Source organism: Marinospirillum minutulum DSM 6287 (assembly GCF_000422325.1).
In the GTDB taxonomy this organism is placed as follows: Bacteria; Pseudomonadota; Gammaproteobacteria; order Pseudomonadales; family Halomonadaceae; genus Marinospirillum; species Marinospirillum minutulum.
Map to the genome: position 1 here is coordinate 132,017 of NZ_AULO01000010.1, position 24,277 is coordinate 156,293.

Sequence of the window (24,277 nt, forward strand, 5' to 3'; positions counted from 1 at the left end):
ATGCACGAACATCCATTTGCCGAACTTACCCCAGACCTTGTTTTAGATGCTGTAGAAAGCCTTGGCTTGATAAGTGATGCGCGGGTACTCACGCTAAATAGTTATGAAAACCGTGTTTTTCAAGTAGGCATTGAAGCTGAAGCTCCTTTAATAGCAAAGTTTTATCGCCCAAATCGCTGGAGCGATGCTCAAATTCTAGAAGAACACAGCCTTTCGTTTGAGCTAGCTGAGTTAGATATTCCCCTAGTTGCCCCCATAAAATTTAACGACAAAAGCTTATTTGAATACAAGGGTTTTCGCTTTTGCTTATTTGAACGCCGTGGTGGTCGTGCCCCAGAAGCGGGGGATTTAGACCAGCTTTATCGCCTAGGGCAATTACTCGGTCGTTTACATGCTGTGGGTGCTAAAAAACCTTTTCTTGAACGACCAGAACTTAATGTTGCTACCTATGGTCAGGCATCCTTTGAATTTTTACGTAATAACAACTTCCTGCCCAAAAGCCTAGCAGCTAGATGGGAAGCTCTAGTAGAAGACCTATTAAAAACTCTCACCACCCTCTTTGCTGAAAACCCCTACACCTCCCTTCGTATTCATGGTGATTGTCACCCTGGTAACCTGCTTTGTCGTGATGATAGCTTTTTTATTGTAGATTTAGATGATTGCCGCAAAGGTCCAGCAGTACAAGACTTATGGATGATGCTAACAGGTGATCGTCAAGAACAAACCCTACAGCTTTCTGAATTAATTAGTGGCTACAATGAGTTTTATGATTTTTCACCAAGCGAATTGCCGCTAATTGAAGGATTACGCACACTTAGAATTTTGCACTACAGTGCTTGGCTAGCTAGGCGTTGGAAAGACCCAGCCTTTCCGTATAGCTTTCCTTGGTTTGGTACAGAGCATTATTGGAATGAACAAATTTCAATATTAAATGAACAGCAGTTTGCTTTAGACCAACCCTACTTACAGTTGTTTTAACTCATTAATTTCTTACATTAAAAGGAAACCATCATGTCGCGTTTAAAAAACAAAGTTGCCATCATTACTGGTGCTGCTCAAGGTATGGGTGCTGCTCATGCTCGCTTATTTATTGCCGAAGGTGCTCAGGTTGCTTTAACGGACTTGAATGAAGAAAAAGGGCAGGCGCTTGCTAAAGAGCTAGGCGACAAGGCTATTTTTATTCAACACAATGTTACCAGTGAAGAAGATTGGGCTAGAGTAGTTGCCACCACTGAACAGAGCTTTGGCCCTATTAATGTTCTAGTTAATAATGCAGGCATCACCATGGCTAAGCCTTTGGCTGATACCTCTTTGGAAGATTACCGCCGTATTGTTGATATCAACCAGGTTTCAGTGTTTTTAGGTATAAAAGCTGTTGTTGCTTCCATGAAAAAAGCTAAAAACGGTTCTATTGTTAATATCTCTTCCATCAACGGGCTGGTAGGTGGTGCACTTGGCTATACCGACACCAAGTTTGCTGTACGCGGTATGACTAAAGCAGCCGCTTTAGAGTTATCGCCTTTAGGTATAAGGGTTAACTCGGTTCACCCAGGCGTTATTGAAACCCCTATGATAATGCAGGGTGACACCAAGGCAGCAGTAGAAGAATTTGCCAAACAAATTCCTTTACGCCGTATAGCAAAACCAGAAGAAATTTCTAACTTGGTTTTATTTTTAGCTTCTGATGATTCCAGTTATTCAACAGGTGCTGAGTTTGTTGCTGATGGCGGTGTGACTGCACAATAATGAGCTAATTATTTTATTATTAATAGGCTGGTTAGACTAGAAGATAAAAAAGCTGTAAAATGCAGCGCTTTTACGGATAGACTAACCATGCCACTGACATCTACACGCTTCCGTTTAATTAATTTAAAAAACCTAATTATTTTACTGGCATTTTTTGTTGCCTTTATTACCCTTGCCAATGGCTTTTTTGCTAATTATCAGGTGCAAAGAAACCAACTTTTAAAACATACACTTGAAACTAATCATGCCTACACGCAAAAACTTGCAGCCGCTACCAACAACTTTATTGAAGCAGCACTGCAACAACTTGCCTACACCGCTAAAATTGTAGAAAAAAACCTAGACAACCAAAGCTTATTAACAGCTGAAGCTGAGCGCCTACACCAACAAACATCAAGCTTTAATTCGGTTGCTATCGTTAATAAAGAAGGCATTGCCTTAGCCGCATCACCTAACACGCTCGGTATTTTAGGTGGCAAGCTTGTATCGGCTGGTGTATTAGAAACTCTAGCAGCAAAAAAACCGCTAGTTAGCACACCCTACCTTTCAACGGTTGGCAATTTACTGGTTCTTATTTCTTCCCCCATCTTTGACGCATCGGGCAATTACTTGGGCTATGTTGGTGGTACTATTTATTTAAAAGAAAAAAGTATCCTTAATGACCTGCTTGGAAAACACTTCCACCGAGATGGCTCTTACATTTATGTTGTAGATCAAAACAAACAAATTATTTATCACCCCAACCCAAAACGTGTTGGCTCTTATATTGAAAACAATGAAGCTATAAATAGTGTTATTAAAAACATCAGCGGGTCAGCACAAGTAACCAATAGTTTAGGTGTTGAAATGTTAGCTGGTTTCTCACCCATTACAACCACCAACTGGGGTGTTGTTGCTCAGCGTCCTGTTACCGCCACACTAAGTTCACTAGACGATTTAATGAAGCGAGTGGTTTATCGTACTTTGCCCCTAGCATTATTTACTTTTTTTATTATTTGGCTACTGGCTAACTACATTTCTCGCCCTTTGCGCCAGCTAGCAACCACAGCTAAAGAAATGGATTCACCTAGCGCACACTCCAACTTAGCCAAGGTTGAGTCTTGGTATTTTGAAAGCAAAGAGTTAAAGCAAGCCATGTTAAAAGGGTTAGGCTTACTGAACACTCAAATAAGTCAGTTAAAAGAAGATGCTGCAACAGATCCTTTAACCGGTGTTTTTAACCGACGCAGCCTGCAGTTATTACTTAAACAGCTAGAACAAAAAGGTATCCCTTTTTCTGTACTGGCTGTTGACATTGACCACTTCAAAAAAGTTAACGACACCTTTGGTCATGCTGCTGGCGATAAGGCTTTAATTGAACTAACCAAAATGATGCGCCAAATCTCAAGAGAAGAAGACCTAGTAGCCAGAACGGGTGGTGAGGAGTTTTTATTAATTCTGCCAAACACGACCACCTCTAGCGCACAGGCTATAGCTGAAAGGTTACGTAAACTGGTTGCCCAAACGCAGATAGACCCTGTTGGTTCAATACAAGTGTCTATCGGCATAGCAACTCTCTCAGCCAAGGGTGGTTCAAGCGATGAAGTACTTAATCAAGCTGATGAGGCGCTTTATCAAGCAAAAAGGTTAGGCCGTAATCGCTGTGAAGTTTATACACCTTAAAAAAGAACACTGAAATTTGCGCCTTTTAGCTGAATACGTGAAAATAGCCAACCATTTACAATTAAGGTAATCACCAAACCAATGAAACCTAGGCTTGCCATTAATGGATATGGACGTATAGGGCAATGCATTCTTCGTGCTTGGGCAGAGCGTGATGATTGCCGTGGCTTAGATATGGTTGCTTTGAATGAATTATCCGATTTAGACACCCTTGCCTACCTAACGCGCTACGACACTATTCATGGCCGCTTTCCTGGCAAGGTAGAAACACGTAATGAACAGCTATGGATAGATAACCACCCCATTAGTGTTTTGTGTAGTGCCACTCCCGAGGGCTTGCCTTGGGCAGACTTAAATATTGATTTACTACTTGAATGTACGGGCAGTTTTAAAGACCGTGCTACTGCTGAATTACACTTAGAAGCTGGTGCTAAACGCCTACTTTTTTCTCACCCTGCTGAAGCCGATGTGGATGCTACTATTGTTCGTGGTGTGAATCTTGATCAGCTAACCCCTGACATGCGCATTGTTTCAGCCGCTTCTTGTACTACCAACTGTGTTATTCCCCTACTTAAATTACTCGATGAAAATTTTGGAATAGAACACGCTACCACCACAACCATCCATTCGGTGATGAACGACCAGCCAGTAAGCGATGCTTACAATAAAAATGATCTGCGCTTAACCCGCTCGGCTATGGCTTCGATTATTCCGGTTGAAACAGGTTTAGCTAAAGGTATTTATCGTTTACTGCCGCATTTAGAAGGGCGCATAGCCAGTACCCACTTACGAGTTCCTACCCTTAACGTTTCTGCTATGGATTTAACCCTTTGTGTGCAGCGCGATACCACTGTGGCAGAGATAAACCAGCTTTTGCGTAATGCCAGCGAAGGCGCTTTGCAAGGCATTATGGGCTATACAGAAGAACCTAATGCCTCGGTCGACTTTAACCATGACCCCCGCTCTAGCATTGTTGATGCCACCCAAACTCACGTAGCAGGCAAGCGTTTAGTTAAGCTTTTATGCTGGTTTGATAACGAATGGGGCTTTGCTAACCGCATGTTAGATATAGCAATCCATTGGCTAGCACTTGAAAAAAACACCAAAAAATAATGACTCAACCCGTTATAAATATGAGGACTATACATGCAAGTAATTAAAATGACCGATTTAAACCTAGCGGGTAAGCGAGTACTTATTCGCGAAGATTTAAACGTACCCATTAAAGACGGCAAGGTCTCTTCCGATGCGCGTATTCGTGCCAGCCTACCCACCCTTCAGCTAGCCATTAAAGCCGGTGCTAAGGTGATGCTTATGTCGCACCTAGGCCGTCCAGAAGAAGGTGTTTACGATGAAGCCAGCTCTTTAGCACCAGTAGCTGAACACCTAAGCGGCTTATTAGGCCAGCCGGTTAAGTTGGTTAAAGATTACCTAACAGGCGTGGAAGTGGCGGCGGGTGAAGTGGTGCTTTTAGAAAACGTACGCTTTAATAAAGGCGAGAAAAAAGACCAAGACGATTTATCTAAAGCTTATGCCGCCCTTTGTGATGTGTTTGTGATGGATGCTTTTGGTACTGCGCACCGTGCCCAAGCTTCAACCCACGGCGTAGCTCGTTTTGCTCCGATTGCTTGCGCTGGCCCTTTATTAGCTGCTGAATTAGATGCGCTAGAAAAAGCCCTTGCTCAGCCAGCCAAACCACTGGTAGCTATAGTGGGTGGCTCTAAGGTGTCTACCAAGCTTGAAGTGCTAAATGCTTTATCTGAAAAGTGTGATCAAATAATTGTGGGTGGTGGTATCGCCAATACCTTCTTAGCTGCAGCTGGTTTCCCTGTTGGTAAATCTTTATACGAAGCTGATTTGGTTGATAAAGCTAAGCAGTTAATGACACAGGTAAACATTCCTTTACCTACCGATGTGGTAGTAGCTAAAGCGTTTTCTGAAACGGCAGAAGCAACCATTAAGCAAGTAGCAGAGGTTGCCGAAGACGAGATGATTTTAGATATTGGCCCAGATTCTGCTTCTGCTTTAGCTTTATTGCTAAAAGAGGCTGGCACTATTTTGTGGAATGGCCCTGTGGGTGTTTTTGAAATTCAGCAGTTTAGCAGCGGTACTCAAGTGCTTGCTAAGGCCATTGCCGAAAGCGCTGGCTTCTCCATTGCTGGCGGTGGTGATACCCTAGCAGCCATAGACAAGTACGGCATTGCAGATCAGGTATCCTACATCTCTACTGGTGGCGGTGCTTTCTTAGAATACGTGGAAGGCAAAGAATTACCTGCTGTCGCTGCATTAAAAGCTGCAGCTAATAAATAAAACCAACAATTAAACACACCCTTATTATAAAAGGTAAAAATATTATGGCTCTAATTACCCTACGCCAAATGTTGGATCACGCAGCCGAATACGGCTATGGCGTTCCTGCATTCAACGTGAATAACCTAGAACAAATGCGCGCTATTATGGAAGCTGCCGACCGCACCGATTCACCTGTAATTGTGCAGGCTTCAGCCGGTGCACGTAGCTATGCCGGTGCGCCTTTTTTACGCCACCTCATTTTAGCAGCTATTGAAGAATGGCCACACATTCCTGTGTGTATGCACCAAGACCACGGTACTAGCCCTGCGGTGTGCCAGCGTTCCATTCAGCTAGGTTTTAGCTCAGTAATGATGGACGGTTCTTTAGGTGAAGACGGCAAAACACCCACCAGCTATGAATACAACGTCGATGTTACCCGTCGCACCGTTGAAATGGCACACGCTTGCGGTGTTTCTGTTGAAGGTGAACTGGGTTGTTTAGGTAGCTTAGAAACCGGACAAGCTGGCGAAGAAGATGGTATAGGCGCAGAAGGTACCTTAAGCATGGAACAAATGCTCACCGACCCAGAAGAAGCGGCTGACTTTGTTAAGAAAACTCAGGTTGATGCTTTGGCTATAGCGATAGGTACTAGCCACGGTGCTTATAAGTTCACCAAGCCACCCACAGGCGACACACTCGCGATTGACCGCATTAAGGCCATTCATGAACGCATTCCTAACACCCACTTGGTTATGCATGGCTCTTCATCAGTTCCGCAAGAATGGCTGGCCATTATTAATGAATTTGGTGGCAAAATTCCTGAAACCTACGGTGTACCTGTAGAAGAAATTGTTGAGGGTATTAAATACGGTGTGCGTAAGGTGAATATTGATACTGACCTACGCCTTGCTTCAACGGGTGCGATTCGCCGCTTCTTAGCGGAAAACCCAGCAGAATTTGACCCACGCAAATACCTGAAAGCGTCACAAACAGCCATGACGGATATTTGTATTAACCGTTATGAAGCCTTTGGTACAGCAGGCCAGGCTAGTAAAATGCGTGCACTTAGCCTAGATGCCATGACAGAGCGTTACTTAACAGGCGAACTTGATCCTAAAATCAAGTAAACCTTTAAACCTCTGGTTAGCCCTAAGGGTTAATCAGAGGTATTAATTGCTTCCACAAATGCATCTAAAGCTAAAGGGTGGCCAATATAATAACCCTGCCCTAAATGGCAGCCTGCTTTTGCTAAATAATCCCACTGCATTTTAGTTTCTATTCCTTCAGCAACAACCTGCATACCTAGCCCACAACCCAAACCTATAACGGCATCAATAATGCTGGTATTGCTATCTTTGGTGTTTAAATCCTGCACAAAGGTTTGGTCAATTTTTAAAGTATTTACAGGAAAGTTGCGCAAGTAAGCCATGGACGAATAGCCGGTACCAAAATCATCTATAGCGAGCTGTACGCCTAAATCACGTAGGCTTTGCATGGTTACTATGGCTTCATCAACCTTCTCCATTACCATGCTTTCAGTGATTTCTAGTTCAACTTGGCTAGGGTTAATACCACTAAAAGCAATGGCTTCCATCACTAACTCTCTTAAGCCTGGGCGCTGAAATTGACGCATAGAAAGGTTAACGGCTACTTGTAAAGGGTAACCCACAGCTTGGCTGGCTTTAACTGTGTCTGATAGAGCAGTGAAAAGTATCCAGCGACCGAGAGGGTTTATCATGCCGGTATCTTCAGCCAAGGGAATAAACTCTGCTGGCAAAATCATACCATCACAAGTTGGCCAGCGAATCAGTGCCTCCATTCCAGTGATTTTGCCCGTTTTTAAATCTTGCTTGGGCTGGTAGTGAAGCAAAAAACTGTCGTGTTGCAGTGCTTTGCGCATTTTAGCTTCTAAACGAACCCTGTGCGCACTACTTATATTTAAATCTTCGGAGAAGAAACGGTAACCTCCCTTGCCTTCACCTTTGACTAAATTTAATGCTGTCTCGGCACAACGCAACAAGTCATCTTCCGTTTGAGCATTGTCTGGATAAATAGCTAAACCTAGGCTGGCTGAAACATAAACCTCTTCACCTTGAATATTAAACGGCTCTTCAAGGCAGCTAATGAGACGCTCCGCTACAATGCTGGCATCGTCTGGTTTACGCAGTTCACTAAGAATAAAAGAAAAATCATTGCCGCCCATACGCGACAACATATCTGCATCCCTTTCTTGACGGCTTTCTTGGCGAGCTAGTAGGTCTGTACGTCTAATTCCTGTTTGTAAGCGCTTGGCTACATCAATTAATAACTGATCGCCCGCAGCAAAACCAAAGGCATCATTAATAAGTTTGAAGCGGTCGACATTAAGTAACACTAAGCCAGTTCGGGTGTTATGACGCGAAGAAATATTAAATTCATGCCCCAAACGGTTACGAAATAAAATACGGTTAGGCAGTTCGGTTAGAGGGTCATAGTGGGTTAAACGTTCTAATTCTGCTTCGCTACGGTGCAAAGCAGAAAGCTCACTAAAAATTGCAAAATAATAGCTAACTTCACCCTTTTCATCGGTGACAGCTTCAATATTCAAATGCTTAAGGTAAGAGTTACCACTAGAGAAATAATCCCAAACTTCACCTTCCCAACGCCCTGTTTTATTCAGCTCTGCCTGTAAGGTTTTATAAAAGGCCGCATCGTGATGACCCGATTGGTTAATGCGCGGTGTTTTACCTAGGGCTTGTTCTTTTCTGATACCAGTTAGGTTTTCGTAGGCTGAGTTAACATAAACAATCGTCTGCTGTTGGTCAGTTACCACAACTGCATGAGGTATTTTTTCAACGATAGCCATTAATAAAGCGGCTTCTAAGTGCTGCAAGGTTATCTCCTGATTCCGTTCAAGGTTTTAATTAAACTACCTTAAAAAAAACTGCAAGTCATTAGGCTTTAGGCTTAACGGTTAACTCTTGGCGCAAGGTAGCTATGCGCTGGTCTTTCTCTTGCCATAACTGATTAATCCAATCTTGAAATGCGCTTCTAAAAACAGGGTCTTCTTGATAATCGCCAACCAGCAGAGCTTTAGGTAAAGGTTGTTTTTGTATATCAATAATCACCCGCCCAACCCTACCGCTAAGCAAGTCCCAAAAAGTAGGCGGCTGCTTACTAGCATAAACCAGTGTGACATCTAGGTAACTATGCAGCTGCTCATTCATTGCACTTAAAGTGAAGGCTACGCCGCCTGATTTTGGCTTTAATAAATACTGATAGGGTGATTGCTGCTGCTCTTTTTTTGCAGGAGTGAAGCGTGTGCCTTCTAGGTAATTAACTAAAGAAACTGGGCGCCCCCTTAAACGGTCGCAAGCCTTACGGGTTATCGCTAAATCTTCACCGCGTAACTGTGGATTTTTTTCCAACTGCTCTTTGGTATGACGACGCATAAAAGGGTATTCTAAAGCCCACCAAGCTAAACCCAGTAAGGGAACCCAAATAAGTTCTCGCTTTAAAAAGAAGGTAAAAAAAGGTGCTTTGCCGTGGATAGCTGCCATTAGGGCAGGAATATCGACCCAGCTTTGGTGGTTAGATATTACTAACAAGGATTCTTGACGACTTAGCTTTTGCTGCCCACGAATATCCCAATAGGTGGGTGTAAGGTAACGAAAGATTAGAATGTTGATGCTTATCCAGGTAGCTGCAATAAAACGTACTGCCTCAAAGCAAAAATCTCTAAACCACTGAATAGGAACAAGCAGCTTTAGTAATGCAAAAAAAAGCAGGGGCACCATTCCTACTAAGGTGTTAAGCAATAACAGCAAACTAGTCGCTATGCCAGTCAATAACTTATGCATTATCGAGTCTCAAATAGTGATTCTTAGTTAACTTAACCACTGCTATACTCAAACAACAGTAGTTTAACCCTGACTTAAATATGTTACTTTACATCATTACAGCTAGGTAACTTGGAATTTCTTATGTCTTCTCTACAGCAGCAGTTAAGCGGTTTAGTCTATTCTACTGACCAAGGCAAGCTATGTCCTGCCTGTAAAGAATCACTTACCTCTTGTTGCTGTGCAGAACTTGCTGACCAGCAACGTTTAGAGTCACTCGATGGGATAGTACGCCTTCGCCGAGAAACTTCTGGGCGTAAAGGTAAGGGTGTTACTACAATTCAGGGTGTGCCCTTGAATAAAAATGAATTAAAGTCTTTAACGGCTGAACTAAAAAAACGCTGTGGAACAGGCGGTGCTTTAAAAAATGATATTATTGAAATTCAGGGTGATCAACGAACAGTCATTAAGTCCCTACTGGAAGCAAAGGGATTTCGAGTTAAGCTAAGTGGTGGCTAGGTTTTATGTCCATTAAATCTTTTTTTTCAAAAAATAAGTTGGTTATTTATTCAGTCTTTACTGTCCTCGCCTTTTTTATTTTAATAGCACAAGCAATAGGCCAAGGTTACGCATCTCAATTACCAGAAAGTTTTTTTGATGAGTATGGCTCACCCATGCTGATTATCGACCCTAAAACTGGTGCTATACGCGATGCTAATAAAGCTGCTGCTAAATTTTATGGCTACACTATTGAGCAGTTAAAGCAGCTTAATATTCAAAAAATTAACGCGCTAGACTCTGAAGATGTAAAGCTTGAGCGAGAACTCGCTGAACAAGAAAACCGCAACTACTTTGTTTTTCCTCACCGTTTAGCTTCAGGTGAAGTACGCACTGTTGAAGTTTATTCCTGGCCCTTAAAAACGGATAAAGGTGAAAGGCTACTCTTTTCCGTTATCTTAGATATTACTGGCAAAAAAATAGCTGAAGCCAGTGTTTTAGAGTACAAAGACCGCTTAGAATCTCTAGCCGAATCACGTTACCAGCAGCTAGTCACTACCCAAGGGCGCATTAACCAAATCCGCTGGATCACTACCTTTGTTCTATTGGTGATTATTGCTTTCCTTGTATGGAATATTTTTAACCGACGCAAAGCAGAACATAAGCTGCGTGAAAAAACGACCATGCTTGAAGGCTTGCTTAACTCCATTCCTGAAATGATCTTTTTTAAAAACAAAGAAGGTCAGTACCTAGGTTGTAATAGTGAGTTTGCTAATTTTGTAAATCACACCCCAGCTTCTGTCTTAGGCAAAACAGACTTTAATTTTTTTGCAGAAGCTTTAGCAAACAAATACCGCAAAGCAGATCAGCAAGTAGTAGAAACTCGTGATCAGGTTCGCCTAGAAGAGTGGACACGTTTCCCCGATGGCTCAGACCGCCTACTCGATAAAATTAAAGCGCCCCTGTTAGATGCAAACAATCAGTTTATTGGCGTGTTAGGGATAAGCCGCGATATTACTGAGCATTACCAACATAAGCAGCGGATAGAGTTTTTAGCCTACTACGACCCTTTAACCAACCTGCCTAACCGTTATTTGTTTCAAGAGAAACTGCTTGCTAGCGCCAAACAGCTGAAAGCAGGCAAAGCACTCATGGTGCTAGCAATTATTGACCTAGACCACTTCAAAAACATTAATGATGCGCTAGGACACACCAAAGGCGATGAATTACTCATTGCTATTTCAAAACGCCTTAATGGTTTACTTCAGCCTAAAGAAACCCTAGCTCGCTTTGGCGGTGATGAGTTTGTTTTATTGTTAATTCAAGAAGACTCAGACCTAAAACTTGCTGAACAAAAATTAGAAGAGCGCCTAGAAGTTTTTCAAAGCAGTCTCACCCACCCCCTTCGCCTTGGTGAAAATGAATACCTACTTGGCTGCAGTTTGGGTGCTTCTTTTAATTCAGACTTTACTCGATCTTTTACAGACTTACTTAAAGAAGCAGATATTGCGCTTTATGCCGCTAAAGAAGCAGGGCGTGGAACTTGGCGACGCTTTAAAGCAAGCATGCAAACTCAGGTTGAGAACCGTTTTGAACTAGAGGGTGAGCTAAGAAAAGGCCTAGAAAGCCAACAGTTACGCCTTTATTTACAACCTAAAACCAAGCTAAATGGCGTTGTTTACGGCACTGAGTCTTTAGTACGTTGGGAACATCCTGAAAAAGGCTTAATTCCACCCGACCAATTTATTCCTTTAGCCGAAGATACCGGCATGATTATTCCCTTGGGTGAATGGGTTTTGAAAGAAACTCTATTGCTCATGAAAGCTAACCCTAGCTTAACCTTTGCTGTAAATATCAGCCCTCGTCAGTTCCGTAACTGTGATTTTGTTGAGCGGGTTCAGCAACTAATAGATGAAACCGGCGCTGACCCAAAACGCTTAACCTTAGAAGTAACAGAAGGCTTGCTAATTACCGACTTTAACCAGTCATCTAAACGGATGCTGGAATTGCAAAAGCTAGGGATAAGTTTTTCTATTGATGATTTTGGTACAGGTTATTCATCTTTGTCTTACCTGAAAAAGCTACCTATCAATGAATTAAAAATTGATCGTTCCTTTGTTGATGGACTACCCGATGACTCAAGTGATGCGCTACTTATTGAAACCATGATGGCTGTAGCCAAGCATTTAAACCTGCTAGTTGTAGCAGAGGGTGTAGAAACAAAAGAGCAGCAAGCCTACCTTTATTCGGTAGGTTGCAATCATCATCAGGGTTATTTTTATGGTAAACCTGAACCAGCAAACCAGCTACTGGCTCGGTTAAAATAAGCTTAATCTAAAGGTATTAAAGGGGCAAAACCTAGCACCAGCCATTTTTCCCCTACCCCTTCAAAGTTGATTAGTAGGCGAGTGCGCTCGCCCTGCCCTTCAGCATGCAAAATAACGCCTATACCAAACTTTTTATGCTCAACTCGCTGACCAATTCTTAAATTGGCTGCTTCGGCACTTTCTTTTGCGCCACTTAACGGATTGCCCGCACCAACACCACCCACACGCACTCCAGCTTGCTTGGGTCGGTCCTTCGCAAAATGCATAGGGCGACTAACAGAAGCGCTTAATCTAACTTCATTAAGTAACTCAGCAGGTAACTCGGTTAAAAACCGTGAAGGGCGGCAGTATTTTTCTTGTCCAAAGATGCGCCTAGTTTCTGCATGAGTCAGGTAAAGGGTTTTCATAGCACGGGTAATGCCCACATAACAAAGGCGGCGCTCTTCCTCTAAGCCATCATCTCCTGATTCCATCGCCATAGAATGAGGAAACAAACCTTCTTCCATGCCTGCCAAAAATACCAGTGGGAACTCTAAACCCTTAGCGGTATGCAGGGTCATTAACTGTGCGGCATCTTCATCTTCTTCTGCTTGTTTATCGCCTGCGTCTAGACTCGCTTCGGTTAAAAACACGGCTAGGGCTTGGCGTCCTTCAAGATTAATTGCTTCATTAGCTTCATCTTCTAAAGTTAAAATAGGCTCATAATGATGCACAGCACTTATCAGCTCTTTAAGGTTTTCTACCCTTGCTAAGCCTTTTTCGCCCTTTTCTTTTCCATGAAAATCTATAAGTTCGCTTAATTCCAAAGTAAGCTCAACGCTTTCACGCAGGCTTAAAGGCAGCGTTTCTTCATCCATTCGCTCAATCAGTTCAATAAATTTCTGTACTGAGGTAACGGCTCTACCCGTGAGTAATTGCTTAGTCACCATTTCAACTGAGGCATCCCATAAACCTAAGCCTTCATCCCTTGCATAGGCTCGAATTTTTTCTAGGCTGGTCGTTCCTATACCTCGCGTGGGGGTATTAATAATGCGCTCAAAGGCTGCATCATCTTGGCGATTAACCATTAATTTTAGGTAACCCAAAGCATTTTTTATTTCCATGCGCTCATAAAAACGGTGCCCACCATAAACACGGTAAGGCATGCCTTGACGCAAAAAGGCTTCTTCTAAAGAGCGTGACTGGGCATTGGAGCGATAAAGCACCGCACAATCACTACGCAAACCACCTTCTTTTACATGCTGGGCAATAATGTCAACAATAAAGCGGGCTTCGTCCTGCTCATTAAACGCTGCATAAACACGAATAGGGTCGCCGGCTTGGTCATCTGTCCAGAGTGCTTTACCTAAGCGCCCTGTATTGTTTTTTATCAGTGCATTGGCTGCATCTAGAATCGTTGAAGTTGAGCGGTAGTTTTGCTCTAGCTTAAGTAATTGTGAACCTGCAAAGTCTTCGGTGAAATTATGAATATTTTCAATTTTAGCGCCGCGCCAACCATAAATAGACTGATCATCATCACCCACAGCCATAATGCACCCATTAGCGCCTCGTAACAGCTTTAACCAAGCATACTGTAGGCTGTTAGTATCCTGAAACTCATCAACTAAAAGGTTAGAAAAACGCTGCTGGTAGTGTTTTAACAAAGCTGGTGTATCTCGCAAAACTTCTAAAGACCTTAAAAGCAGTTCTGCAAAATCAACCAAGCCTTGACGCTGACAAAGGTCTTCATAGGCTTGATAAATTTCTTGCAAGCGCCGTTCATACATGCCTAGAGATAGCACATGGGCTGCCCTTCTGCCTTCTTCTTTATGGCCATTAATAAAAGACTGAGCTTGTTTAGCAGGTGTGCTTTCTGTGTCTATGTTTAGCTCTTTCATTAAGCGTTTAATCAAGCTTAACTGGTCGTCGCTGTCTAATATTTGAAAATGCTGAGGCAATTTAGCTTCTTGCCAATGAGTGCGTAGCAAGCGATGCGCTAAACCATGAAAAGTACCTACCCACATACTACGCAGGTTCATATTAAGCTCGGTTTCTAGCCTTAGCCGCATTTCCTTGGCTGCTTTGTTAGTAAATGTAACTGCCAGAATTTCGTGGGGAGACAAGCCTTCTTGCCGAATTAGCCAAGCTATACGCTGTACTAGGACCCTTGTTTTACCGCTACCAGCACCAGCAAGCACTAACAAGTCTTGCCGTGGTGCAGCAACCACTGCAGCCTGAGCAGGATTAAGGTTTTTTAACAAAGGGTGAGAAGCAGCAGAGGTCATGGTAAGCCCAATCAATTTTGATTAAAAAAGCAGCAAGCGAGTCAATTCAAGCCAGCAGATTATACAAAATACTAACATACTCTGTATGGCTAACCTCTTGTTACTCTGATATAAAATGTGATGTGCGTTTCTGAATAACAATAATATTGGAAGCCAGAGTACTAAATGGATAAACATAATCTTACTAAGCAGCGTGCAAAAAAACGCCTTATATTGCACTACTACTCAGCCACTGCTTTTTTAGCCCTAGTTGCCCTGTGGTTTATTTTTTTCTACACCACCAACGCAATTAGTCTTTTACAAGTTGCTTTAATTGCTTTCTTTAGCCTGCCATTAATCGCGGGCAGCTACGTTCTTTATAGCCAACAGAAAAATCTCCACCAAGAAATTGCTAACCATCAAACAACCCTTAGCGAATTGGCAGATCAACGCCAGAAAATTAGCCAAGCCATGGAAGCTAGCAAGCTAGCACTTTGGGAGTGGGACTTAGAAACAGATTCTATTTACCATTCACACTTTTTTGATATTTTTGGTTATAAAGAAGATGAAATTCCGCACTTTATGGGGCACTTACAACCCCTAGTACACCCAGATGACTACCCTCGCTTAAGGCAAGCGCTGATAGATTCACTTAAAGGCCGCAATGCTCACTTTCAATGCCGCTTTAGAGTAAAGCACAAGTCAGGGGAATGGCGCTGGCTAGAAGACCATGGTGAAGTAGTTGAGCGGAATAGCGTAACGGGTACCGCAAAAAAAATGCTAGGTACGCGCCGCGATATAACCGAAGAGCAAGAAAAAGACGACTATTTGCAACTGGCTTGGAAAGCCTTCGAGTCCTCGGGTGAAGCAACCTATATTATTAGTCCTGACAGCAAAATAATTTTTGTTAACCAAGCCTTTGTTGATATTACGGGCTACTCACGGCAAGAACTACTAGACAAAGATTTTTGGTCAGTCGACTGTTTTGCTGCTACTCGCGACTTTTATAAGTCCATCTCTCGTAGCTTAAAAATGGAAGGCCGTTGGGAAGGCGAGCTAGTTCAACAGCGTGCCAATGGTGAAAGCTACCCACAGTGGTTAAGAGTGGTAAGAGTTCTCAACTCTTCTCAACAAAAACCTTTTACTATTGCTATTTTTTCTGATTTAACACAAAGCAGAGAAGTTGAAGCTAGGCTGAACTACCTAGCTGAATATGATGAGTTAACTGGCTTGGCTAATCGTGGGCAGTTTTATGATCGTATGCATCAAAGGCTGGCTCAAGCACGCCTTTATAAAGAAAAGCTGTCCTTAATTGTTTTTAATATAGACCGCTTTAAAGCCTACAACAACTCTTTGGGGCATCATGCCGGTGACAAGCTACTTAAACTTGCCGCTGAGCGTATTTCTAATGTACTAACCAGTGCGGTTATTATTTCACGTACAGGTGGTAATGAGTTTGCTGTACTTATTAACGGTGATGAAGATCAAGCCTTGCTGCTTAGTGAAGAACTACAAGAACAAATGCACCTACCCTTTAATGTCGATCGCCAAGAGTTACGCCTTACATTAAGTGTTGGTATTAGTAGCTATCCAGATCATGCTCACGAGTTACAAGTGCTACTTAACCAAGCTGACCAAGCAAGGTTAAGCTGCAAATCTTTAGGTGGTAACCGTATTCAGGTTTACAACGACACCATTCGTCAGAGTAGCCTTGAGCTGCTGCGCTTAGAGCAAGATCTACGTAAAGTTTTAGAAACCAACGAAATAGAAGTTCACTTTCAACCCAAGCTAGACTTAAAAACTGGCAAAATCACTGCGGCAGAAGCTTTGGCGCGTTGGCATCACCCAGAACAAGGCTATATTTCACCTGCCGTCTTTATTCCCTTGGCTGAACGCACTGGTTTAATTGAAACCTTAGGCATACAAGTGCTTGAGCAGTCCTGCCAACAGGCAGCCCAATGGTACTATCAGGGCATAGAAATTCAGGTTGCAGTGAATATTGCCGCCCAACAACTCGATAGCGGCTCGTTAGTGCAACAGGTAGATGAGTTGCTAAATAAATATGAATTACCTGCCAGCCTGTTAGAGCTAGAGCTAACAGAAAGTACCCTTATGGAAGATGCAGAAGCCGCTATTGTTGAAATGCAAAGCCTGCGTAATCGTGGCATTTCTCTTGCCATAGATGACTTTGGTACTGGCTACTCTTCTCTTAGCTATTTACAACGCTTTCCCTTAGATGTTTTAAAAATTGATCGCAGCTTTTTAATGACAGATCAAGGCAGTAAAAACCAGGGCACGCTCACTCGTGCCATTATTGCCTTAGGCCATGGTTTAGGTATGCGGGTTGTTGCAGAAGGGGTTGAGGACTCACAACAGCTTGAGGAGTTAAAACAACTAGGCTGTGATTTTGCACAAGGCTTTATTATTAGTAAGCCTGTTCCAGCAGAAAGTTTTACCCAACTACTAGAACAGCAATATTAAGCCAGTGTTTAACGCAACCTGTCTGGCAGTCGCAAACCTTGCAAACTACGTTTAACCACCTGCAAGTGTTCTATTAGCTTTGGACCCCGCATTTTTGCCACACCAACCGCCAAAACATCAATAACTACTAGGTGCGCTATACGCGAGCTCATGGGTGTATAAATTTCTGTATCTTCTGGCACGTCCATAAATAAAGGCAAGGTCACCATATCTGCTAAGGGCGAACCAGAAGGGCATAAACCTATAACATTTGCCCCAACTTCTTTTGCTAGCTGCACACTTTGCATTAAAGACTTAGTACGCCCAGTTTGTGAAATAGCAACAACCACATCACCTGGTTTTAAGGTAACGGCTGACATATTTTGCATGTGAGGGTCGGAGTAGGCAGCGGTCGACATTTGTAGGCGAAAAAACTTGTGCTGTGCATCGACTGCAACCGCACCCGAAGCACCAAAACCATAAAACTCGACTCGATTTGCATTGGTAAGCAAATGAATCGCTTCTTGCAGCTTGGGTGTTTCTAATTTATCTCTAACCTGTAACAATCCACCAATTGTTGAATCAAAAATACTCCGTGAAAACTCTGCAACGGTATCGCCATCGTTCATAGAGAACTGAGCAAAGCTGATATCCGTTGCCAATACTTGTGCCAAACGTAGCTTAAAGTCTTGAAAACCATCGCAACCCAGCGCACGACAAAAGCGTACAACGGTTGGCTCGCTAACATGAGCTTCAGTGGCTAGATCGACTATACGCATGTGAATCACTTCGTTAGGATTCTTCAGTACATAGTTTCCTACCTTCTGCTCTGAGCGGCGAAAGGTGTCCATCGTATTACGTAGGTGTTCCAGAATATTAATCACGTTCAGTCAATTCTTATAAAAGGTACATTTATCCGTTCTACCCATGTCAGACCTTAGGTATGAACCTAATTTATATTTTCTAGTCGAACATTGCAGTCAATTTTGCAGCATTAGCATAAAAAATGCAGCCTATTCTGCATAATATCTATTAATCAGCGTTAAACCCCAGCTAACTTGAAGAAGGGAACCCTTTTGAACAAACTTTTTAGCCTTAAGTTACTAAAACAGCAGGGCATCTTACTCACCTTAATAGGCTCGGCTTTAATTCTAGTTTTGGCTGTTGCTTATGAAAAAATTACCGGTCTTTTACCCTGCCCACTTTGTTGGTTGCAACGCGGTATTTTTGTTGGTTTCTTTTTACTTAGCCTAGTGGCATTTTTACTAAAGCGTATAACGCTTATGCGTTGGTTGCTTATTGCTGCTTTTACCTTGGTTACTGCAACGGGCATAGGGATAGCTTTACGCCACCTATATATTAAGTTAAATCCACTAAGTGTGGGTTGCGGCTTAGATGTAGAAACACTACTTGATTTTTTTCCAGTACAAGAAGCCTTAACACAAATGCTGGTGGGTTCTTCAGATTGTGCTCAAGCTGCCAACTTATTTGGCTTGCCTCTGCCTGTGTGGAGTTTAGCAGGTTACCTTCTTCTAGGTGGTTTGGCAGTTTACAGTCTAATTAAGCCAACTAAGTCTTCTGCATAAAATAAAAAAATAGCCCCTAAGTGGTTAACCTTTACTTGGGGGCTAATCAAGCTTCTCTAACTTTTACTTAGTGGTGGTTATTTAAAAGTTCTTGGGCGTAGGTTATCTGGCTTAACAAAATCTTTTTCACCAAAGTTTTCATGGTCACCTAACAAGCGACCTTGCTTTTCTAAACCATAGTTAGTGTGCTTATGAAAGGTATCTAGGTACTTGGCACGGGTATCTTTTACATCACCCGTGAAGCGTGGTTCTTGCGGACGTTCTTGGCTATCAATGTATTCGGCAATATCCCAAGACTCCTGCACACTCATGGTCATTGGCTGACCTAAGGGCATATTACTACGAATAAACCCAGCAAGCGTATGCATACGTGAAATACCCGCACCCCAGTTGTAAGATAAATCACCCCAAACTGCTGGGAAGTGGGGTGTGCCATCCACTCGCATACCGCTGCCATCATCTGAGTGACAAATAGCACAGTTTTCTGTGTATAGCTTCTTACCACGATCATAAGAAGGTGTACTAGGTGCTTTTTCTATTGGATAACCAGCACCATAGAAATTCTTTCTTTCAAAGATAGGCAAACCCTTAGCTAGCCACTGGTGATATGAAGTTAAAGCAATCATATCGTCACTGCCGTAAGCGGGTGGTTTACCATTCATAGAGAAAGCAAAACAGCCAGCTATGCGTTCTTCTAGGTTGTTAACATGCTGGTTTTTACCACGAAAGTTAGGCATGGCTATAGCCGCACGCCAAACTGGTGCAGCAAAAGGTAAACGACCTTCACCCATGTGACAGCTTTTGCAGTTCATATCATTAAAGACATTTTCACCACGTAGCTGCTGGGTATTCATAAATAAATCATAGCCACGGCGAATGGTTCGCTTTAACTCAGGATGCAAGTTAGAAGCTTCTAAATCATCCATTGTTGGTGGCACATGAACAACCTGACCTTCTTTAGGCTCGGGCATATTAATTGGGAAACGTAGCTCCTGCTTAGCTAGTGCACTAGTGCTAAGGCTCATAGCTAAAACTAGACCAGCTAACAGAGCAATACTTTTAATTTTCATGATAATGCTCCTTAGTGTGCAGGCTGAGTAGACAACCAAGCCGCTACGGCCTTGATGTCACGATCATTCATACGTTCAGCAATAGCTAACATTAGGTGTTGCGGATCATTGTCGCGCTTGCCTTCTTGCCAAGCTATTAGCTGACTTTCTAAATAGCCTGCATGTTGGCCTGCAATACCAGGAAAGTGTGCGCCAGCACCTTTATTGCCAGGGCCATGACAACTAGCACAGGGCACGATGTAGCGATCCCAGTCACCTTGAGTAACTAGCTTTTCACCATAAGCTAGTAGCTCAGTATCGGTTCCGCCACCAGCCGCTTTACCCGCTGATTGCTGACTGTAATAAACAGCTAAGTCTTTCATTTGCTGGTCATTAAGCATCATTGCAAAAGGTGCCATGCTGGCGTTGACACGTTTACCACTTTTAAACTCTACTAGCTGTTTATAAATATAATTGGCATCCATTCCTGCAAGGCGCGGCCAAGATTCGCCACCCGGGATATTCATGCCATTACCATCAGCTTGGTGGCAGGCCATACAAATAGCAGAACTTGCTTTTCCGGCAGCTGCATCACCGTCTAATGCAACTACTGGCAGGCTAAAAAATAGCCCTAACAACAACGCACTGAACTTTATTTTAGTTTTGCTTTCCATAAGCTTCCCCTCATTATTATCTAACTAGCTTTTATAGCCATCATCACCTTACTTTCTTTGTGCTCATACAGGTACTAGTAAATTATTCACCCAACTAGGGATTTCCTTTAGTGGATTTACTCCTTAAAAAGAAAAAGCTAAGGGCAAGCCCAGTAGCATGGCTGCATGGACTAATTCAGCCAAAGAATTAACCTGCATTTTTTGCATTAGGTTGTGCCTATGCACATCCACTGTTTTTGGGCTTATATTCAGGTTAGCCGCTATTTTTTTAGCCTGTACTCCACAAATGAGTTGCAACATAACCTGCTGCTCTCTTTCTGTTAGCTCTGCATAACGCTGTGTTAGCTTGGTTAAAAGCTGTTGCTTAGTGAGTGCTAGTCGGTGGCTAGCTATCGCAGCTTGTAAACTGTCGAGTAATTGCTGGTCATTAAAGGGTTTTTCAAAAAAATCTGCAGCACCTAGCTTCATTGCTCTAACTGCCATAGTTACATCAGCATGGCCACTCATTAAAATACTAGGTAAAAGGATTTTTTGTTTTTTTAATGCTTGAAGCAGGTCTAAACCACTAGCTAATGGCATACGCACATCCATCAACAAGCAGCCTGGCTGCTGATCTAAAGGTAGGTTCAGTAACTCTAATGCGCTATTAATAGTGCATGTTTCTAAACCTACGGTTTGCAGTAGCCACTGCAAAGACTCAACCACCTGTGGCTCATCATCTAAAAGCCAAACGATGGCTGGTAGCTCTGTTTTATTCATAGTTAACTCACTATAGGCCACTCTAAGCGGGCACACACACCACCTGTTGAATGCGGGAGGAGTTCAAGTCTAGCACCCTGAGCGGCTGCCAAGCTTCTACTAAGACTTAACCCTAACCCCATTCCATGTGTACGCGTGGTAAAAAAAGGCTCAAAAATATGCTGACTAGCTTCTGGCGTTAGCCCTTCACCCTCATCTATCACATCAAAAACTAAAACCTTAGCGGCAAGGTTTAGGCTAAGGTGAATGGCTATTTTCCCGCCTAGCTTAAACTGCATAGCATCTAAAGCATTACTTAGTAAATTGATAACTATCTGTAAAAACTCAACACGGTTGGCTTTTATGTGCGGCAGCTCTTCTGGCAGATATAGCTTTAGTTCAACCTGTTGCTGCTTCAAGCTGGCCTCCATAAACAGCCTAACTTCTTGCAGTAGCTTTTTTGGGTCTAGCTGTTCTTGACTGCTACTGCCTTTACGCATGAAGGCCCTTAGGTTACGTATAATTTCTGCCGCGCGTTCACCCTGCGCAGTTATTTTTTGTGCCGCAGCCAACAAGTTTGCTTTTTGCGGAAAGTCTTGAGTAGTTACTGCTTGTAATAAGCGCTGGCTGCCCTGTGCATAATTAACTATGGCTGTTAGGGGTTGATTCAATTCATGCGCCAAGCCTGATGCTAGTTCTCCCATAAGGGTAAAGCGAGAGAGGTGGGCTAGCTCTTGTTGTTTTTCTTGGTTGGTTTGCATTACTTCTTCTAAGGCTTGGCTACGTTTACGCACCAAGTAACCCACTCGAATATGGTGAGCAAATAATAAAACTAGTAATCCTGAACCCAGCATTAAAAGGTAACGGTAGCGGTAAACTGCGTTTAATAGAGGGTTGTGCGGAAAGGCTTCAAAAGGCCCAAGGCGTAGTCGTTCAAATAAATTATAAACAGGCTGATAAGAAAGAGGGGCTGACCACTGGGCTGGTTTACCTTCTCTAGGCTTAAGTAATGCCTGCAATACTTGGGAGGCTTCAGCGGCAGTCGGTTTGCCAGTGCTTAAAAATGGCCAGTCGGGGTAGAGCTGACTTGAAGTAAGACAGGGGTAACCTGAATGTTGTCGTTCACCAATGACACGGTAATCAGCAAGGTTAATTCGCCCTTCTGCTGCTAACACTTCTGCCAAGCAACTACGCACAATAATACCATCAACCTCACCCCTGGCTAGCTGGTCAAATAACTGTTCCATAGGAAAGCCAGTTAGCTGCCATTGTGCAAAATCTTTTTTAGGGTCTAAGCCTTCTTGCGCCAACTCATCCCAAATAAGCTGAAAACCACCAAAGGCATCAAAGGTTACCGCACCTAATTTTAACCCCTGTAAATCTTGCCAGGTATGAATAGTTTGATTTTCTACAGGCACAAGTAGAACAGAGCCAACGGCTTGTTGAGCCAGTTCAAAGAAGGGATTATTTAGTGTTGCTAAGGGTGCTAGCTGGAAGGTTTGGCTAAGTTGAATGTAATGCCCAGGATTGGTAATGACATAGTCGAGCTTTTGTTGTGCTAAAGCGTCAGCAATACCTTCTAAGCTTAACTGATGTAGCTCTATTTGCTTGTCTGGAAACTGCTGCTTAAGTGCAGCCAGTGTTGGCTCCCAACTACTGGCTGCTTTTGCTTCATCTCGCCAATCTAAAACACCTAGTGCAATTACTGAGCTGGCATAAGCTGGCAGACCAGTAATTGCTAGTAGGTAAAAGCAAATTAAAACGCCTAGGCTTCTACCTAACATGCTTTACCCTTATTAAAGGTTAGTGAAGAACACCACTAAAACAGCAACAGGTGCTAAAAACCGAGTAATCATATTCCATAGGCTAAAGTCATAAATATCCAGACCCAGCTCTTCACGAACGCTTTCTTTATCTAAATGCCAAGCTACAAACACAATACCGCCTAAACCTGTTAAAGGCAGCATAAATTTGCTGGTGACTTGATCAAGCAGATCGAAGATGTTCAAGCCAAAAATTAAAAAGTCGCCTAGTAAATTAAATGACAAGAGTGCCAGCAAACCTAAGGCCCAAGCAGCGATACCTGAGACAAGCGTAGACTTAACACGATTTAAAGGTGTGCGCTCTTCGACGAACTCGACAACTGGCTCTAAAAGAGAAATGGCTGAAGTAATGGCTGCAAAGGTTAGCAAAACAAAGAAGGCGACACCGACAAACCAGCCGCCGGTAATATTACCAAAAGCCAAGGGTAGGGTTACAAAAATTAAGCCGGGTCCTGAGCTTAAATCTAAACCTTCTGCAAAAACAATAGGAAAAATTGCCATACCAGCAGCAAGGGCAATAACCGTATCCATTATAACCACGGTACGTGCTGTTTGTAGCAGGTTGATGCTTTGACCCATGTAAGAACCGTAGGCCATCATAATGCCCATACCCAAAGATAAGGTGAAGAAAGCATGACCTAAGGCTGCCAGCACTACTTCACCCGTAAGCTGTGACCAATCAGGGCTGAACATAAAGGTTAATGCACGACCAAAACCACTGGTGGTTGCACCATAAATGACTAGCAGTAAAAGCAGCGCAGCTAAAGCAGGCATAAGAACAGTAGCAGCACCTTCTAGCCCTTTAGTAACACCACGCGCCACTATACCTATAGTAATTAGCATAAATAAGCTGTGCCAAACTAATAGTGTGACAGGGCTGGCTAACAAACCACCAAAGATAGCGCCAATACCCTCGGCATCTTGTCCAGCAAAATTACTCACCACGGCATCTTTAATATAAGACAGTGACCAGCCACCTATCACGCTATAAAAAGAAAGAATTAAAAAGGCACCTAACACACCGCTGATACCCACTAAAACCCAAGCCTTGCTAGCCTTATTTTTTTCAGCTAAGTCACGCATGGTATTTACTGGGTTTTTTTGCCCACGGCGACCTAATAACCATTCACTCACAAGAATGGGCAAACCTATTAAAAATATACAGGCCAAGTAAACAAGCACAAAAGCTGCGCCGCCACTTTCTCCGACCATATAAGGGAACTTCCAAATGTTGCCCAAACCTACTGCTGAGCCGGTAGCGGCCAGCACAAAGCCCATACGGGATGACCACTGGGCATGTACTTTGGTTGATGCGTTCATAAATTTACCTTAAATCGGATGTTTATATTTATTGCTTACCA

At 43.0% G+C, this 24,277-nt stretch carries 19 protein-coding genes; 10 read left to right on the forward strand and 9 right to left on the reverse strand.

Annotation, left to right across the window (positions count from 1 at the left end):
* From H571_RS0104180 to fba, 6 genes are all read left to right on the forward strand, one after another.
* The gene (locus H571_RS0104180) at positions 1-978 is read left to right on the forward strand and encodes a serine/threonine protein kinase (protein ID WP_036217543.1); all 978 of its coding nucleotides are present in this window, start codon (positions 1-3) and stop codon (positions 976-978) included.
* Positions 979-1,011: 33 nt separating this feature from the next.
* Positions 1,012-1,746, forward strand: a complete 735-nt coding sequence (locus tag H571_RS0104185) for a glucose 1-dehydrogenase (protein ID WP_027848217.1) — start codon at positions 1,012-1,014, stop codon at positions 1,744-1,746.
* A gap of 87 nt (positions 1,747-1,833) precedes the next feature.
* Positions 1,834-3,408 carry a sensor domain-containing diguanylate cyclase gene (locus tag H571_RS0104190; protein WP_036217546.1) on the forward strand — a complete coding sequence of 525 codons (1,575 nt, stop codon included), beginning with the start codon at positions 1,834-1,836 and terminating at the stop codon, positions 3,406-3,408.
* Between the two features lie 81 nt (positions 3,409-3,489).
* The gene (locus H571_RS14175) at positions 3,490-4,521 is read left to right on the forward strand and encodes a type I glyceraldehyde-3-phosphate dehydrogenase (RefSeq protein ID WP_036217549.1); all 1,032 of its coding nucleotides are present in this window, start codon (positions 3,490-3,492) and stop codon (positions 4,519-4,521) included.
* 33 nt (positions 4,522-4,554) lie between these two features.
* Positions 4,555-5,718, forward strand: a complete 1,164-nt coding sequence (locus H571_RS0104205) for a phosphoglycerate kinase (RefSeq protein ID WP_027848219.1) — start codon at positions 4,555-4,557, stop codon at positions 5,716-5,718.
* A 44-nt stretch (positions 5,719-5,762) separates the two neighbouring features.
* Positions 5,763-6,827, forward strand: coding sequence for a class II fructose-bisphosphate aldolase (gene fba / locus H571_RS0104210; protein ID WP_027848220.1), 1,065 nt, complete (start codon positions 5,763-5,765; stop codon positions 6,825-6,827).
* Positions 6,828-6,856: 29 nt separating this feature from the next.
* Here fba and H571_RS14180 read toward each other — a convergent pair whose 3' ends face one another.
* Entirely contained in the window at positions 6,857-8,572 is a 1,716-nt protein-coding gene (locus H571_RS14180) for a putative bifunctional diguanylate cyclase/phosphodiesterase (RefSeq protein WP_051168140.1), read from the reverse strand.
* A 61-nt stretch (positions 8,573-8,633) separates the two neighbouring features.
* Complete coding sequence (locus H571_RS0104220) at positions 8,634-9,539, reverse strand: acyltransferase (protein WP_027848221.1); 906 nt, start codon at positions 9,537-9,539, stop codon at positions 8,634-8,636.
* Between the two features lie 123 nt (positions 9,540-9,662).
* On the opposite strand from H571_RS0104220, the gene H571_RS0104225 reads away from it, so the two are divergent.
* Positions 9,663-10,037: a translation initiation factor Sui1 gene (locus H571_RS0104225; protein WP_027848222.1), complete on the forward strand. Its 375-nt coding sequence runs from the start codon at positions 9,663-9,665 to the stop codon at positions 10,035-10,037.
* Between the two features lie 5 nt (positions 10,038-10,042).
* Positions 10,043-12,343, forward strand: a complete 2,301-nt coding sequence (locus H571_RS14185; protein ID WP_051168141.1) for a sensor domain-containing protein — start codon at positions 10,043-10,045, stop codon at positions 12,341-12,343.
* 2 nt (positions 12,344-12,345) lie between these two features.
* Here H571_RS14185 and uvrD read toward each other — a convergent pair whose 3' ends face one another.
* Positions 12,346-14,607, reverse strand: coding sequence for a DNA helicase II (uvrD, locus tag H571_RS0104235; RefSeq protein ID WP_027848223.1), 2,262 nt, complete (start codon positions 14,605-14,607; stop codon positions 12,346-12,348).
* A gap of 165 nt (positions 14,608-14,772) precedes the next feature.
* On the opposite strand from uvrD, the gene H571_RS14190 reads away from it, so the two are divergent.
* Complete coding sequence (locus tag H571_RS14190; protein ID WP_051168142.1) at positions 14,773-17,067, forward strand: putative bifunctional diguanylate cyclase/phosphodiesterase; 2,295 nt, start codon at positions 14,773-14,775, stop codon at positions 17,065-17,067.
* Positions 17,068-17,075: 8 nt separating this feature from the next.
* Here H571_RS14190 and hexR read toward each other — a convergent pair whose 3' ends face one another.
* Entirely contained in the window at positions 17,076-17,930 is an 855-nt protein-coding gene (gene hexR, locus H571_RS0104245; protein ID WP_027848224.1) for a transcriptional regulator HexR, read from the reverse strand.
* A 192-nt stretch (positions 17,931-18,122) separates the two neighbouring features.
* Here hexR and H571_RS14195 point away from each other — a divergent pair, with 192 nt between their 5' ends.
* On the forward strand, positions 18,123-18,632 hold the full coding sequence (locus tag H571_RS14195) for a disulfide bond formation protein B (protein ID WP_051168144.1): 510 nt from the start codon (positions 18,123-18,125) through the stop codon (positions 18,630-18,632).
* Between the two features lie 77 nt (positions 18,633-18,709).
* Here the strand turns inward: H571_RS14195 and H571_RS0104255 are convergent, their stop codons facing one another.
* The 5 genes from H571_RS0104255 to H571_RS0104275 form a co-directional block, all read right to left on the reverse strand.
* Positions 18,710-19,702 (reverse strand): c-type cytochrome, encoded by a 993-nt coding sequence (locus H571_RS0104255; RefSeq protein ID WP_027848225.1) that lies wholly within the window; start codon positions 19,700-19,702, stop codon positions 18,710-18,712.
* A gap of 11 nt (positions 19,703-19,713) precedes the next feature.
* A complete protein-coding gene (locus H571_RS0104260; RefSeq protein ID WP_027848226.1) occupies positions 19,714-20,355 on the reverse strand; it encodes a c-type cytochrome in 642 nt (213 codons plus the stop codon).
* 123 nt (positions 20,356-20,478) lie between these two features.
* Entirely contained in the window at positions 20,479-21,114 is a 636-nt protein-coding gene (locus H571_RS0104265; protein WP_027848227.1) for a response regulator transcription factor, read from the reverse strand.
* 2 nt (positions 21,115-21,116) lie between these two features.
* A complete protein-coding gene (locus H571_RS0104270) occupies positions 21,117-22,877 on the reverse strand; it encodes a sensor histidine kinase (RefSeq protein ID WP_027848228.1) in 1,761 nt (586 codons plus the stop codon).
* A gap of 12 nt (positions 22,878-22,889) precedes the next feature.
* Positions 22,890-24,236, reverse strand: a complete 1,347-nt coding sequence (locus H571_RS0104275) for a sodium-dependent transporter (protein WP_027848229.1) — start codon at positions 24,234-24,236, stop codon at positions 22,890-22,892.
* Between the last annotated feature and the right edge of the window lie 41 nt (positions 24,237-24,277).